General features: G+C 54.1%; 9 protein-coding genes. 5 read left to right on the top strand and 4 right to left on the bottom strand.

Going from position 1 to position 15,544, the window contains the following annotated elements; genetic code table 11:
* The first annotated feature begins 95 nt into the window (after positions 1-95).
* The 5 genes from FE788_RS05135 to FE788_RS05115 all read left to right on the top strand — a co-directional run bounded on the left by FE788_RS05135 (position 96) and on the right by FE788_RS05115 (position 9,537).
* Positions 96-1,526 (top strand): mannose-1-phosphate guanylyltransferase/mannose-6-phosphate isomerase, encoded by a 1,431-nt coding sequence (locus FE788_RS05135; protein ID WP_138379634.1) that lies wholly within the window; start codon positions 96-98, stop codon positions 1,524-1,526.
* Positions 1,527-1,720: 194 nt separating this feature from the next.
* The gene (locus FE788_RS14195; RefSeq protein ID WP_210414145.1) at positions 1,721-4,567 is read left to right on the top strand and encodes a hypothetical protein; all 2,847 of its coding nucleotides are present in this window, start codon (positions 1,721-1,723) and stop codon (positions 4,565-4,567) included.
* Positions 4,568-4,611: 44 nt separating this feature from the next.
* On the top strand, positions 4,612-6,390 hold the full coding sequence (locus FE788_RS05125) for an HTTM domain-containing protein (protein WP_138379633.1): 1,779 nt from the start codon (positions 4,612-4,614) through the stop codon (positions 6,388-6,390).
* 74 nt (positions 6,391-6,464) lie between these two features.
* The gene (locus tag FE788_RS05120; protein WP_138379632.1) at positions 6,465-8,096 is read left to right on the top strand and encodes a glycosyl transferase family protein; all 1,632 of its coding nucleotides are present in this window, start codon (positions 6,465-6,467) and stop codon (positions 8,094-8,096) included.
* Positions 8,080-9,537, top strand: a complete 1,458-nt coding sequence (locus FE788_RS05115; protein WP_138379631.1) for an NfrA family protein — start codon at positions 8,080-8,082, stop codon at positions 9,535-9,537. Before FE788_RS05120 ends, FE788_RS05115 begins: the two co-directional genes overlap by 17 nt.
* A gap of 67 nt (positions 9,538-9,604) precedes the next feature.
* Here FE788_RS05115 and pepN read toward each other — a convergent pair whose 3' ends face one another.
* The 4 genes from pepN to FE788_RS05095 form a co-directional block, all read right to left on the bottom strand.
* Positions 9,605-12,262: an aminopeptidase N gene (gene pepN / locus FE788_RS05110; RefSeq protein WP_138379630.1), complete on the bottom strand. Its 2,658-nt coding sequence runs from the start codon at positions 12,260-12,262 to the stop codon at positions 9,605-9,607.
* A gap of 55 nt (positions 12,263-12,317) precedes the next feature.
* Complete coding sequence (locus FE788_RS05105; protein WP_138379629.1) at positions 12,318-13,451, bottom strand: methyltransferase domain-containing protein; 1,134 nt, start codon at positions 13,449-13,451, stop codon at positions 12,318-12,320.
* A 129-nt stretch (positions 13,452-13,580) separates the two neighbouring features.
* On the bottom strand, positions 13,581-15,005 hold the full coding sequence (locus FE788_RS05100; protein WP_138379628.1) for a sigma 54-interacting transcriptional regulator: 1,425 nt from the start codon (positions 15,003-15,005) through the stop codon (positions 13,581-13,583).
* 99 nt (positions 15,006-15,104) lie between these two features.
* The gene (locus FE788_RS05095; RefSeq protein WP_138379627.1) at positions 15,105-15,464 is read right to left on the bottom strand and encodes a response regulator; all 360 of its coding nucleotides are present in this window, start codon (positions 15,462-15,464) and stop codon (positions 15,105-15,107) included.
* Positions 15,465-15,544: the final 80 nt, after the last annotated feature.

Genomic DNA, 15,544 nt, shown 5'->3' with positions numbered 1-15,544 from the left:
TTGCATTATACCAGCCCTATGCATTATACCGAGATGTGCTATAAACCTGGCCTACAATAATCTGACACAGACATAAACTACCGGAGATTTCATTCATGTCAGCGCTGAAAATCAGCCCGGTCATCCTTTCTGGCGGTTCAGGAACCCGGCTGTGGCCCCTGTCCCGGGCCCTGTATCCCAAACAGTTATTGCCGCTGGTGACGGACAAGACCATGATTCAGGAAACCGTGGACCGAGTGGCCGATCGCGACCTATTCCAGCAGCCACTGATTATTGCCAATGAAGAACACCGCTTCATTGTGGCGGAACAGTTGCGCCAGATCGGCGAGGAAGACCCCGAAATTCTCCTGGAACCGGAAGGCCGCAATACGGCCCCCGCCGCGGCGCTGGCGGCCCTGTATCTGGTCAAATGCGATCCAGATGCCATTATGCTGATCATGCCGTCAGATCATATTGTCAAAAACCGTGACGCCTTTACGACCGCCCTCCAACAGGCGCTTGACGCCGTGAGCCGTAAGGAAAACCTTGCGACATTCGGTATTATCCCCACTGCGCCGGAGACGGGATATGGCTATATCCACAAGGGCGCCAAGCTCCCGGGCCGTACCGGATGTTTCAAGGTGGCGCGTTTCGTGGAAAAACCGGACCGGGAAACAGCAGAACAATATCTTGCCGATGGAAACTATTACTGGAACAGCGGCATTTTCCTGTTTCCAGCCCAGACTTATCTTGACATGCTTGAAAAATTCGAACCGGACATCCTTGCGGCCTGCCAGAAAGCCATGAGCAATGTTCAGAAGGATTTATGTTTTCTGCGACCCGATAAGGAAGCTTTTCTGAAGTGCCCGGCTAACTCCATAGATTATGCCGTCATGGAAAAAACCGATATGGCCTGCGTCGTACCTGTGGATATGGGCTGGAATGATATTGGATCCTGGTCCGCGCTGTGGGACGTGCAGGACAAGGATGAGGCCGGTAATGTCATCCGCGGCGACGTGATCAGCCTGGACAGTCACGACTGTTACCTTGCCTCCGAAGGACCGGCCATTGCGGCGTTGGGACTGAAGGACATTATCGCGGTCGCCACCAAGGACGCTGTGCTGATCAGCCACAAGGACCATAGCCAGAATGTCAAGAATGTCGTGAACCGTCTCGCCAAAGACGGGCGAGAGGAACACATTGCCCATACCGTGGTCTATCGCCCCTGGGGGTCCTATGAAACATCGGATTACGGGCATCGCTTTCAAGTCAAGCGCCTGGTCGTCAAACCGGGACAGACCCTGTCCCTGCAAAAACACCATCACCGGGCTGAACACTGGATTGTCGTACAGGGCCGGGCAGAAGTCACCATTGACGACAAGGTGCAGATGCTGAATGAAAATGAATCCACCTATATTCCCATTGGCGCCGTTCACAGGCTGTCCAATCCGGGCAAAATACCGCTGCATATTATCGAGGTGCAATCAGGATCCTATCTCGGTGAAGATGATATTGTCCGTTTTGAGGACAATTATGGGCGCAATTGACAACAGGCAAAGCCGGTCATGCCCGGGCCCGGTGGTCATGCAAAGCGTTCAATCTCTTTATTCTATGGGCAAGAACAGGTATGATGGTGTGTTTGTCTTAAACGTTTTTTTTACCGTAGATTTTATCAGGATTTTAACCAAACCCAGGTAATTTGTAAAAATTATAAAAAGTATGAATAGGGGTTGAGGTCATTATGGAGTTGAAATTAAAGTTACTGGCTGTGGTTGGTACAGTTGCCCTGGGCACCTGGCTCTATACGGATTTTATTGACACCGACCCCATCCGTAAAACTCTTGAGGAGCAGACGACCCCCTTTATCATTGTTGAAGACCAGACATTCGAAAATACCGTCGATACCTTGGAAAAAGAAGTCACGGGACAGGACGCCGAGCCTGTGGCTCCCATCGTCTCCGAAGGACAAACCCGGCCCGTCAAGAAATCCTCGCTCACCCCACAGGGGCCACTCTTTGCAAAACCTGCTCCCAACCAGGCGCCAGCCATCCCCGAACAGATTACCCCTCGCCATGTGACCCTTGAAGAAGCACTTGCCGCCGCACTGGACGGATCGGAAGACTCACTGCGCCTGCTTCAGAACTATTTTGATGCTACATCAGGACTCCCGGAAGAGATCAGCAAACGGGTCTCCGCTCTTCTTGAAGCGCTCGGCGCCCTACCCCTGGAAGGAAGCGGCGGCGCCCTGGAAGAAGCCGCAAAAAGAATTGTGGACGCTGCGGCCCGGGCGGCCTCCTCGGCCTATGTCATGCCATATCAGACTCTGTCCGATTTTGCCCTCAACCGGGAGGATATCGCCTGGGACTTCGGCCCTGACGGCAAAATTCCCCATCGCGGATTTATGCGGATAGGCCCCAAAAGCCGCTTGGTGGATGGCAAAGGTCTTGTGGCCCTGGAAGCGGGTAAGGAAAATATTTTTCTGAAAGACGGTATCCTCAATGTGGAAAGATTCGGTGTGCCCGAAATGGGGGAAGGCAGCTTCCGTGTTTTTATCGTCACGGCGCCCTTGCCCTCCGGCAGCGCTCTGGCATATCCATTCGGCCGCAAATTCGGTTTTAACGGCAATGAGCTGCGCATGGTTAAAGCCAGCGAAAGCGATCAGCAACGTTATGCCCTGTTGACCTCTTCCGGCATTACCCTTTCCGGCAGTGAGGCCAACGATGCTGCATCCGCGGCGTTTATGCGCATCCGGTCCGACGACGACAACAAGACAGAACCAGCAGGCTGGATTCTGACAACCCTGATCAAAACTTCCGGTGACCCGTTGCGTTTTGCTTTTGAAAAACTGGGGAATGAAGAAACCTATGTGGTCGGCATCATTCTCAGCCCCGTTGATATCGAAAGCCTGGAAAACGAGTTGAATGAAAAACTTCTGGCGTTTCTGAACAACATTGCCCCTGCAGGCGGCGAAGTGGCCAGCGGACCTTTCAATAAGGACTTTACGGCGCGCATCTTCAACGAATTTTTCACGAACCCCAATACCCGATCAGGTCTTGGCCCGAATGCCTCCCCTGTAGATGCCTTTGATGTGGCTTCGCTCGGCACAGGCGGCGATACGGGCGGCGACACCGGTGGAGACACGGGTGGCGATACGGGCGGAGATACGGGTGGTGATACCGGGGGCAACACGGGTGGTGATACCGGCGGCGACACGGGCGGTGATACTGGCGGCGATACCGGCGGAGATACCGGAGGTGATACGGGTGGCGATACTGGCGGCGACACGGGCGGTGATACCGGTGGAGACACAGGTGGTGATACTGGCGGTGATACGGGCGGCGATACTGGCGGCGACACGGGCGGTGATACGGGCGGCGACACGGGGGGTGACACCGGTGGCGATACTGGCGGTGATACGGGCGGCGACACCGGCGGTGATACCGGTGGCGATACTGGCGGTGATACGGGTGGAGACACCGGCGGTGATACGGGTGGAGACACCGGCGGTGATACCGGTGGAGACACCGGCGGAGATACCGGCGGAGATACCGGTGGCGATACCGGCGGTGATACGGGCGGCGACACGGGGGGTGACACCGGCGGAGATACCGGCGGAGATACGGGGGGTGACACCGGCGGTGATACGGGCGGCGACACGGGTGGTGATACGGGGGGTGACACCGGCGGTGATACCGGTGGCGATACCGGCGGCGATACGGGTGGTGACACGGGTGGTGATACGGGGGGTGACACCGGCGGTGATACCGGTGGCGATACGGGTGGCGATACGGGCGGCGATACGGGGGGTGATACGGGTGGAGACACCGGCGGTGATACCGGCGGTGATACCGGTGGCGATACCGGTGGTGATACGGGCGGCGACACGGGTGGTGATACGGGGGGTGACACCGGCGGTGATACCGGTGGCGATACCGGAGGTGATACGGGTGGCGATACTGGCGGTGATACCGGTGGCGATACTGGCGGCGACACGGGCGGTGATACTGGCGGCGATACCGGCGGAGATACCGGCGGAGACACGGGTGGTGATACGGGCGGTGATACGGGCGGTGATACGGGCGGTGATCCACTGGTCTTGATTGCTGAAGCAGGGCCAGACCAAACCATTCAGTGGGGCCTAGAGGATTTCAATCTGGACGGCTGTGGCCCGGATGGTTCAAATCTAGGAGGCGTTTCCCTGTGTGAAATTGAATATTCCTTAGGCGATGAGGTTTTCGATTCCCTTTTTGATATCACCTGGCTCGTAGACGGTGATGAACTCATCGGCACAGATGACGAACTTCAGCTAAGTAACCTTATTCTGCTCTATCCCGATCTTTTTACAGGGCCCGGAACCTATATTATTGATCTGATTATCCAGTATTCCGGAGGGCCTTTCACGCATGAGGGTGTCATATTCAGCAATGGCCAGACCCTTGTGGCAACGGATTACATGACCCTTTATATCATCTCTGCCCCAGCATCCCTGTCATTGGCGGCATTGGGCGGCTTATGGATATTGAGAACCAGGCGTAAATCCCTGAACCGCCATAATTCCTCCTCTCGCTCAGAGGGTGAACGGGGCTGACGTCCCAGCGTTCGACGCGGGGCCGGCATAAACACGAGGGGTAGATGATTTCTTCCGGACTGCGAAGTTGGATCACGACGCTGTTTGGCATAGACCTCAGAACCCTGGCTCTGTTCAGGATCGCTCTTGGTCTTGTACTGCTGTGTGATCTGTTAAACCTGTTCCCTTATCTGGATGCCTTTTATTCGGATCAGGGAATCCTGCCGCGAGACGCGGCGATGGATCGCCTGCCTCCGCAAAAATTCAGTTTTCATCTGTTTAATGGCACCGTCACCTATCAGGCGCTGCTTTTTACAGGGCAGGCCATACTGGCTCTCGCCCTGATCATCGGCTATCGAACCCGATTGGTGACAATATTATCCTGGGTGTTCTATATTTCCTTGGTCAACCGCAACACGCTGATTATTCAGGGTGGAGATATATTGCTGGGCGCCTTGCTGTTCTGGGCCATGTTTCTGCCGCTGAACGCCCGTTTTGCCATAGACAGCGCCCTCAACTCAGGCCCCCAAATCCGGGAAAACCGGTATTTTTCTTTTGCCACGCTGGGGCTTCTGTTGCAGGCCAGTTATGTTTATGTTTTCGGCGCCCTACTCAAGACCTCACCAGTCTGGATGCCGGACGGGGACGCGGTCTATTATGCCCTACACCTGGACAGCATGGCTTCCCCTCTGGCCCACTGGCTGCGGGATTATCCGCTGATCATGAAATGGCTGACCTATTTTGTCTGGTGGATTGAACTGCTGACACCACTGCTGCTGTTCTGCCCGATTTTTCATCTGCCGGTGCGACTTGTCACCCTGTTTCTGCTGATTTGTATGCATATCGGCTTTATTACTTTTCTAAATATCGGCCTGTTTGCCTTTATCAGCATTACCTCTCTCCTGGCCTTTACCCCGGGTTGGGTCTGGGACCGACTGAGCAATTCCCTTATCAAGACTGAGCAACGGAAAATCCGCATCTATTACGATGAAGGGTGCAGTTTCTGCAAAAAAACCTGCTTGCTTCTCAGGGAATTTTGTCTGCCCCGGGAGATCACCATTACCCCCGCCCAGTCGGTGGCGGAAATATACGCGCTCATGGAGCAACATAACAGCTGGGTGGTGATGGACCACAAAGACACGCCCCATCTGCGCTGGGACGCGGTCATTTTTGTGCTCCGCCAATCACCGGTTTTTGGGGTTTTCGGCCGACTGCTCAGCCTTAAGCCCCTGCGCCTTTTGGGCGACAGATGTTACGGTCTGATTGCCCGAAATCGCACCACACTGGGCGACCTGACCACCACATGGCTGCCCTATCGCCCCATTCGGCTCTCCCTTTCCCCGCTCGACCAGGGGATCGTTCTGATCTTCATTCTGATGACGTTTTATGTTAATCTTTTCCACCTGAAGGGTTTGGGGTTGCACATGCCGGAAGGGATCAGACTGTCCCTGTCCGCCACCAATATGTATCAAAAATGGGATATGTTCGCGCCTCGTCCCCTCATGACCGATGGCTGGGTCACCATAAAGGGAGAGTTGAGGAACGGCCGGCTAGTGGATGTCTATCATGATCGCCACCAGGAACCGGAATTTGTCAAACCCGTATATGGCGCGTGGGATTATGAGGATTACCGCTGGAGAAAATATTTCTCCAGAATATGGCTGAAGAAATATGCTTCTTACCGGAAATATTACGGCCGGTATTTATGTAGCAGGTGGAATCGCCAGCACAGGGAACAGTTGCAAAAACTGACGCTCTATTACACCAGTGAAAAAACCATGCCGGATTACAAACCGGAAAAAGTAAGAAGACACGTACTGCTCAGGTATCATTGCGCCTCTTAAAGTTCGTACAACAACGTTTTTTAACGTTTCTTTGGGCAAGCAGCGTGTGAGGGGGAAAGAACTGGGAAAAGGCCATGGAAGATTTTTGGGTTAGTTTCTCGGCGTATCTTTTTGCCCTGAAGGTGTTGTTATATATCACGGCGGGCCTCATCCTGATTTGCGGACTGGATGATCTTTTTATTGATCTGTATTATATGGGCCGCTGCCTGTGGCGCCGTTATGTTATCTACCGTCGCTATCCCCGCATGACCGAAGACCGCTTAAGGTCTTATCCCCTCTCCCCTCTGGCGATCATGATTCCGGCCTGGCAGGAAGCCGGGGTCATCGGCAGGATGCTGGAAAATACGGTGCTCACCTATGATTACACTAATTTCCATGTTTTTGTCGGGGCTTACCCCAACGACCCGGAGACTATCGAAGAAATCAGGCGGCTGAACCGTAAATATCCCCAGATCCATCTTTGTATCCTGCCCCATGCTGGGCCGACCTGCAAGGCGGACTGCCTGAACCACATTCTGAAGGACATTTTTCTTTTTGAAAAAGAACACCGGGTGAATTTTGACGGTTTTGTCCTGCATGATGCGGAAGACATTGTTCATCCCCTGGAATTGCACCTGTATAATTACCTGTTGCCGCGCAAAGACATGATCCAGATTCCGGTCATTCCCCTGGAACGTCCCTGGTATGATCTGACAGGCGGCCATTATATGGATGAATTTGCCGAGAACCACACCAAGGAACTTGTTGTACGCGAAGCGCTCAGCGGTCAGGTTCCCTCAGCCGGGGTTGGGTGCGCCCTCAGCCGCCGGGCCGTCGAAGCCTTGCAGCAGCGGGGGGAAGTTTTCACAACAGATAATCTGACCGAGGATTATGACCTGGCCCTGCGCCTGAAAGATCTGGGCATGAGTGAAGTTTTTGTCCGTTTCCCCATCTATCGACGAGTCGATAATGGCCGGCGGTGTGTGCATGATATTATCGCCACCCGGGAATATTTTCCCGATCGGCTCGGTGACGTTATCCGACAGAAATCCCGCTGGATTATGGGGATCGTCTTTCAAGGGTGGCGCAATCGGAAATGGCCGGCCTCGCTGTCTTTATGTTATGCCCTGTATCGTGACAGGCGGGGTTTTTTCACCGCACATCTGGCCATGCTGGCCTATTTCCTGCTGCTGAATATGGTTCTTTTTTGGATTATCGCGGCCGCCATTCCGGATAAATTTTCTTTCCCCCCTCTGGTGCGCCGGGGAGAACCCCTTGAGTATATGCTGTGGATCACAGCGGCCCTGCTGCTGAACAGAGTATTGCAAAGAAGCTGGTACTGTTACCGGATCTATGGCGGCACCGCGGCCCTGATGTCCCTGCCCCGCCAGATCTGGGCCAATATTCTTAATTTTCTTGCCGGGCTGCGCGCCTTTTGGATCTATAGCGGACATTTGCTGACCGGCCGGACCATCACCTGGGATAAAACCTATCACGATTTTCCCAGTGAACATGAATTGAAACCGTTGAGAAAACGACTCGGCCTGATCCTTCTCGAAAAGGAACTGATCACGCTCAAACAACTGCATCATGCCCTTGCCCAACAGGACAATTCCCCCTTGCCGCTTGGGCAGATTCTGCTTCGGCAGAACCTGATTCACAAAGAAGATCTCGAATCCGCCTTACAGGAACAACAAAACCAGCTACCTCATGCGCTCCAGATATAAGTATATTCTGCTGTTGGTCATTGTAACGGGGGGATCGGGCGCCATCCTCCAGACGATCTGGATGTCCGAATGGGGACGCAGGGAGCTGGCCTGGTATCGGGCCTACCCCTACCAAAAACCAACCAAGCATATACCGCGTCCTCCTGAAACCACGCCCGATGCCCTGCCTGGTCCTGCTCTCTCGCGTCAGTCGTCCCCTTCACCCTCAACATCCGCGCTCACGACTTTCCCTGTTTCTCCCTCCATCCCGTCGTCTTCTTCCACTTCTGCCCCGCTCGCCCCCACCTCGTTGCCCCCCTCCTCGTCGGCTCCCTCCTCAACGGTCAAGACAACCGGAACAGCTGACCCCGAACTTACCCAACAACGCTCCCAAGACAACTCATCTCATGGCTCCGCCACCTCCCTTTCTCCTTCCCTAGCCGAAATAACGGTCCCGCCATCAGCACCAGTTTCAAGATCGAACCTCTCCCCACAGGCTATCTTCCATAAGGAGGCCGAACGCGGATATGCAGCTTATCGTCGGGGGGATTACACCGCCGCAGCCCAGGCCTTCAATCGGGCGTTACGGGTCAATCCCCGCCACACGGAGCTGAAAACCCAGCTGGCCTATAGCTACAAACATCTTGGTCAAAATGAACATGCGCTGATATGGTTCAAAGCCGCCATAGAGGATCATAACACCGCAGCGCCGTTCTATCTGCGCCGGGAAGTAGAAGAGCTGTCCAACCGCTGGAGCGGCGGCGGCTATCTGATTTATCGGGACCAGAACGATCCTTTCGGACCGCTGACCGGTGCCAATCTGGTTCAGTCACAAGGCGGTGCAGAACTCGCCTGGCACCCCCCGCAGATCGGGGTTCGGAATGGCCGGAAATTGCATATTTATGGTCGGCTGTTATGGGCGCTGGAAGATCGGCGGATTGACATTATCAAAGACAGTTACCAGGCCGGCATTGGCCTGCGCTTCAAACCGCTTCGGGAGCATAATTTGGTCCTGTCCGCGGAGCGGCTCGTGGCCGTGGGCGATTTCGCCCGCGACGACTGGATGCTGCGAGCCGGATACAGCCTGGATCATGGCACCGACTGGCGGGAAGGAAGGGGCTGGTGGACCGGCAGTCTTTATCTCGATGCCGCCCTTATCCGCCCGCAAGATCCGGATATTTTCCTGACCCTCCAGGGATATGGCGGCTATAATTATAAACTTTCCGCCCCTGTTGTGCTGCGCCCTCAGCTTCTGGTCCACGCCACCTGGCAACGGGATCGTTTTCGCACCGCGGACCTTATCGAGGCAGGGCCCGGTCTTGCCCTGAAATATTATTTTAACGACACCCGGTATGAAGCTTTCCGAAGCCATGCGGAACTCATCGCCGGGTACCGCTTCCGCCTCGCGGGAACCAGCCTCGGCGGCTCCGGCCCGGTACTGCGACTGCTGCTGCATTTCTAGAGTGAATTGAGCCAACCTATTCGCAATTCACTCTAACCCCCATTCCGTAAGGAGCGGAGTGTAGGGTCTATCTCAAACTTTTGGACACGATTTCATACACATCGGGGGAAAGATCTTTGAAACTCAGGATGCGTTCAAGGGTCTGTCGCATCAAGTCCTGGCGTTCGGCATCATAGACTTTCCAGCGGGTCAGTGGCCGCACCAGTCCAGCGGAAATCTGGGGATTGATGGGATCCAACTGTTCCAGGATATCCGCCAAAAACTCATATCCCCTGCCTGACCGGTCATGAAAATTTACCGGATTTTGCGCACAGAAGGCACTGACCAGCGCGCGAACCCGATTGGGCGTTTTCAGGTCAAAGTCCGGGTGTTTCGTCAGTTTGCGAACCACATCCAATGTATCACGCCGGCGACAGGCGGCCTGTACCGCAAACCATTTATCTAGAACCAGAGGCTCATGTTTCCATTTGTCATAAAAATGTTGCAACGCGCCTTCGCGCGCAGCGCAGTCGCTGTTGGTCAGCATACTGAGGGCAGCAATTTCATCGGTCATATTATCGGCGTTCATAAACTGCTTAACCGCCATTTTAGCGACTTCGTCCTCGCCGAGTTCCATAAGATAACCCAAGGCAGTATTTTTCAGACGCCGCCGTCCCACAGCCTCAGGGCTGAATTCATAAGGGCCGTGATCCTCACCCCGCCGATAGAGTGTCATCAGCTCATCTTCCAGCGCATGGGCCAGCTGCCCACGCATGAACTCCCGGGCCACATGAAGCCCGTCCACATCCACCGGAGTGCGTAACTGCGACAACATGCCCTCAGATGGCAAGGTCATGATTTCCGCCTTGAAGCTGTTGTCCAAGGCGTCATTGTCCAGAACCTTGCCAAAGGCATTGACAATTTTACGTTCCAGCGTAAGAGAGCGCTTCTCGCGCAAATCCTCCGCCAGTTTCAGGATCTGGTTGGAGGCCACAGTCTGGGCCGCCTCCCAACGATTGAAAGGATCGTTGTCATGGGCCAGAAGAAACAGATATTCCTCTTCCGAAAGATCGGTTTTCAGGCGCACCGGCGCGGAAAAGCCGCGCAGAACGGAGGGTACCGGCCGTTCCGGGACATCGACAAAGCGAAAAGTCTGCGACGCTTCCTTCAGTTCCAGAACACGGGTGCCGGTCCCGGCAACGGGGGCATTTTCTCCTTCCAGCCGCAAGGGCAGATCCGTCCCGTCCGGCCCCACCAACCCGACCGCCACCGGAATATGCATGGGCTTCTTGCCGGTCTGGCCTGGCGTATCGGGGATAAACTGACTGAGCGTAAGTTCAAAGGTTTTGGCCTCGGCGTCATATCGGGACGTCACGGTGACTTCCGGTGTGCCCGCCTGGGAATACCACAGGCTGAACTGGCCGAGATCCCGACCCGAAGCATCCTGCATGGCGGCCAGAAAATCATCGCAGGTGACCGCTTCCCCATCATGCCGTTCAAAATACAGGTCAATACCCTTGCGGTAGTTTTCCGGGCCCAAGAGTGTATGATACATACGGATGACCTCTGCACCCTTCTCATAGACCGTGACCGTATAGAAATTGTTGATTTCCATATAATTGTCGGGACGTACAGGATGCGCCATAGGCCCTGCGTCCTCGGCGAACTGATGCTGGCGCAGCATCCGCACATCCTCAATCCGTTTCACGGCGCGCGAGCCCATATCGGCGGAAAACTCCTGATCGCGAAACACGGTCAGCCCCTCTTTAAGGCTGAGCTGGAACCAGTCGCGACAGGTGACGCGGTTGCCGGTCCAATTATGGAAATATTCATGGGCCACCACGGATTCCACTGCCGCAAAATCACTGTCCGTTGCCGTTTCCGGATTGGCCAGCACGCATTTGGTGTTGAAAATATTCAGGCTTTTATTTTCCATCGCCCCCATATTGAAATGGCTGACGGCGACGATGTTGAAGACATTCAGGTCGTATTCCAACCCATAGACCTCTTCATCCCATTTCATGGCCCGTTTCAGGCTGTCCATGGCATGGCGGCATTTGTCCAGATCCTGCGGTGCCACAAACAGGCGCAGGGTCACGTCCTTGCCCGAGACCGTTCTATAATGGTCTTCCAAATGCACCAGATCCCCGGCCACCAGAGCAAACAGGTAGCTGGGTTTTGGAAAGGGGTCTTCCCAGACCGCAAAATGCCGCCCCCCGCCCAGCTTGCCACGCTCAATTTCGTTACCATTGGACAACAGAACAGGATAACGTTTCTGATCCGCCTCGATCCGCACCCGATAGGTCGCCATGACATCTGGCCGGTCCAGAAAATAGGTGATCCGGCGGAACCCTTCGGCTTCACATTGGGTGCAATACATGCCTTTGGAAATATAAAGCCCTTCAAGCGCCGTATTATTCGCCGGGTCAATATCATTCTGAATCGTCAGTTCGAATTCATCGGGCACATCGGATATGGTGAGGTGATCCTCATCCACCCTATAGCGGTCCTCGGTCAGGTTCTCACCATCCAGAGCGATCGAAACCAGGGTCAAATGACTGCCGTCCAGAACAAGGGGCGCCATCGCCTTACCCTGACGTCGGACCACAAGACGGGACGTGACATGGGTTACCTCGTCCCTGAGATCAAAGATCAGATCCACAGTGTCGATGGTGAAATCCGGCTTGCGATAATCCTTGAGATATTTGGTTTGCGGCACCTTAGAGGCCTGCACCACGTCAGCCATACAATACTCCTTTTTGCAACGTCTCAGTCATTTTCACCCGATCGCCCAATCAAATTCAGCAACATCCCGACGGACCGGGATCCGTGGTCACCGGGGCAATGCCGGCTTTGGTTTCTCGGGGAGAGCGGACCCGCGCACCCTCACAGGAAAACGGGACCTCTTCCGTCACATTCTGCCTGGGCGGCACCGCAATGATATGATCCTTATACGGTTCCCCCGTCATGATATTAAAGGTTTTTTCGCACACCGCCATACGTTGCCCCCGATAGAAGGTATGCCCATCATCATCCTGGACCACTTTCCAAGGCCCTTTGTAAATCACCGCATGGTTTTTGTCATAACAAGGACCTTCCTTGCCTTTCCAGGCGAGCACGGTCATGGAGCGGTATTCAATGCCCTCAACCACCTGCCAGGGTTGGTCTTCCAACTTGTCGATGGTGACCCCGTAAAAACCCGTCTCTTCCAAAAGACGGATAAATTCATGTTCCTGAAGCGCCCCGGAAATGCATCCACTCCAAAGTTCCGGATCATTCTTCAGATGCTCGGGAGAAGCCTCATCAGAGACAATGTCTGAAATGGCAATGCGTCCGCCTTTTTTCAACACCCGGTACATTTCCCTGAACAACTGCCGTTTCTGATCATCCGACACCAGATTGAGCACACAATTACTGACAATAATGTCAACGGAATTGTCCTCAATAAGTGGCGCCTCCCGCCGCAAGCGGGCGATTTCCTCCTGCAAGTGGACATATCCCGCCGCATCAGACACCGGATGATCTTTCAAATAGGCCTGCAGCTTATCCATGTCCGTTTTCATATCCTGGATCAGGCCCTTGCGAAACTCCACATTGGCATAACCAAGGCGTTCGGCCACGATCGGCGCGTTGCGCCGGGCCAGATCAAGCATTTCATCGGTCATATCCACACCGATAACCCGGCCTTCGGGGCCCGTCACCTGCGAAGCGATAAAACAGATCTTGCCGCCGCCGGAGCCCAAGTCAAGAACCACATCACCTTTACGGATATAGCGGGACGGATCCCCACAACCATAATCCCTTTCAATGACCTCCTCAGGAATGATGTCCAGATATTTGCGGTCATACTCCACCGGGCAACACAGTTCCGCCTCACGTTGGCGGGCGCCGCTCGCATAACGGTCCCGCACCGTTTTGGAAATTTCGTCACTCATGTTTCAATCAGCCTTTTCATAAGGGTCCTGTTCATGGTTTATCCAGAGTGAATTATGCTCCAGAATCTTTCCGGCCATCATAATCACAAGATCATGGATTTCATAATCACAAAGTCAGGAGAATTTTGCTCAGGGCAGCAAGGAGCCTTTCCAGGCCTTCATCTTCCGATATATGGTGGACGGGTTGATTTCCAGATAACCGGCAGCCTTGACAATATTGCCATCGCACAACCGAATGGCTTCTTCGATAATTTCGCGTTCCCGCTCCGCCAGCGGCCGAATACTACGCGGGGAAGACCGCGGCATGGCCACCACATTAAACGTTGCATTTGCCCCTCGTTCCATCTCTTCTGCCGCAGAATCGCCGATCTTGAAACGGTTAAGGGGTGGCGGCAACATATCACGGGTCACCACGCTTCCTTTGTTCAGAACCACAATGTTGCGAATGATATTTTGCATCTGTCGCACATTCCCCGGCCATTGATGACGCAGAAAAATCCTCTCTACCTCCGAAGAAAATCTTTTAAACGCTTTGCCTTCTTCGAGCGCACATTTTTCCAGAAGAGCGTAGGCAATTTCCAGCTTGTCCCCACCCCGTTCTCTGAGCGGGGGCATATGTATGGGAATGACGTTCAACCGATAATACAAATCTTCGCGGAATTGCCCCTGTTCCACCATTTTCAGGGGATCCCGGTTGGTCGCACATACAAAACGGATATCCGCCTTGACCGTTTCGGTGCTGCCCACTCTCTGAAACGTACCGGACTGAATAAAGCGCAACAGTTTGGCCTGAAGTTCCAGTTCCAGTTCGCCAACCTCATCAAGGAAAAGCGTCCCCCCATCAGCCTTGAACGCCGCTCCGTTCCGCGTTTCAATAGCCCCGGTGAAGGCGCCTTTTACATGGCCAAATATTTCGCTTTCCATCAAATCTTTAGGAATGGCACCACAATTCAGCACAACAAATTCCCGATCCCTGCGGGCACTCAACATGTGAATGGCCTGGGCGCAAAGTTCTTTGCCCGTCCCACTTTCCCCGGTAATCAACACTGTTGCCTTGCTGGAGGCGACATTTTCAATGGTCTTATATACGGATTGCATGGGCAGAGAACTGCCCAGCATACCGCAAAACTCCCGGCGCTCCTGGAACTGGTTCTGATAAGTATGCACGGTTCTTTTAAGATGAACCCGTTCCAGCGCATTACGCACCGTGTAAACCAACCGGCTGCTGTCAAACGGCTTCAGCAAAAACTCAAACGCTCCCAGGCGCATGGCATCCACGGCCTGCGATATGGACCCGTGTGCCGTAATGACCACCACGCTGGTTTCCAGCCCCTGATCAGCCACATACCGTAATATGTCCATGCCGTCTCTGTCAGGGAGCTGCATGTCCAGAAGAATGACGTCCGGGCAGTTTTTCGCAAGATAGTCCAGTGCCTCCGTCGCCAGTGTCACATGGACAATCTCCACATTTTCCTGATTCAGATATTCCATATATATGGAGGCGAGAGGTAGGGTATCTTCGACGAGCAATATAGTCGGATTGGCCACCAGCAACCTGCCTTGTTTCCCGGGTTCAAAAGAAAATACCCTGTTATATTAAGGCGTAACCCCTTGGTGCACAAGACTGGATAGGTTGAACTCGTCAGGAATGTGTCAGCCCATAAAAAGGCGATCCACTTCGTTTACCAGTTCACGCAGATGGAAGGGTTTTTGCAGAACCTTGGAATTGGCGGGACGGTCCCGGGCCTTGTCCATCGCCACTGCCGCAAACCCCGTAATGAACATAACCTGAAGATCCGGTTGCATTTTTGTAGCCCGGCGTGCCAGCTCAATACCGTCCATCCCGGGCATGACAATATCCGTCAGCAATAAATCAAAACCGCCCCCTGCCAGAAGCGGCAACGCATCCGTGCCCTGCGCCACAGAGATAACCTTATAGCCGGCTTTTTCCAGCGAACGCCCCAGGAAAACACGCAAGGTATCATCGTCTTCGGCCAATAATATTTTAGCCACACCACAACCTTTTTTGATTTTTCTTTAATAAATACCCTCTTCATACCCCCAGAACATGAAGATTTCCATAACCTAACGGT

Origin of the sequence: Luteithermobacter gelatinilyticus (assembly GCF_005849285.1) — a bacterium.
In the GTDB taxonomy this organism is placed as follows: domain Bacteria; phylum Pseudomonadota; class Alphaproteobacteria; order Sphingomonadales; family Emcibacteraceae; genus Luteithermobacter; species Luteithermobacter gelatinilyticus.
Note: the sequence above shows the minus strand (reverse complement) of the source record. Positions and strands in the feature narration are given on the sequence as shown.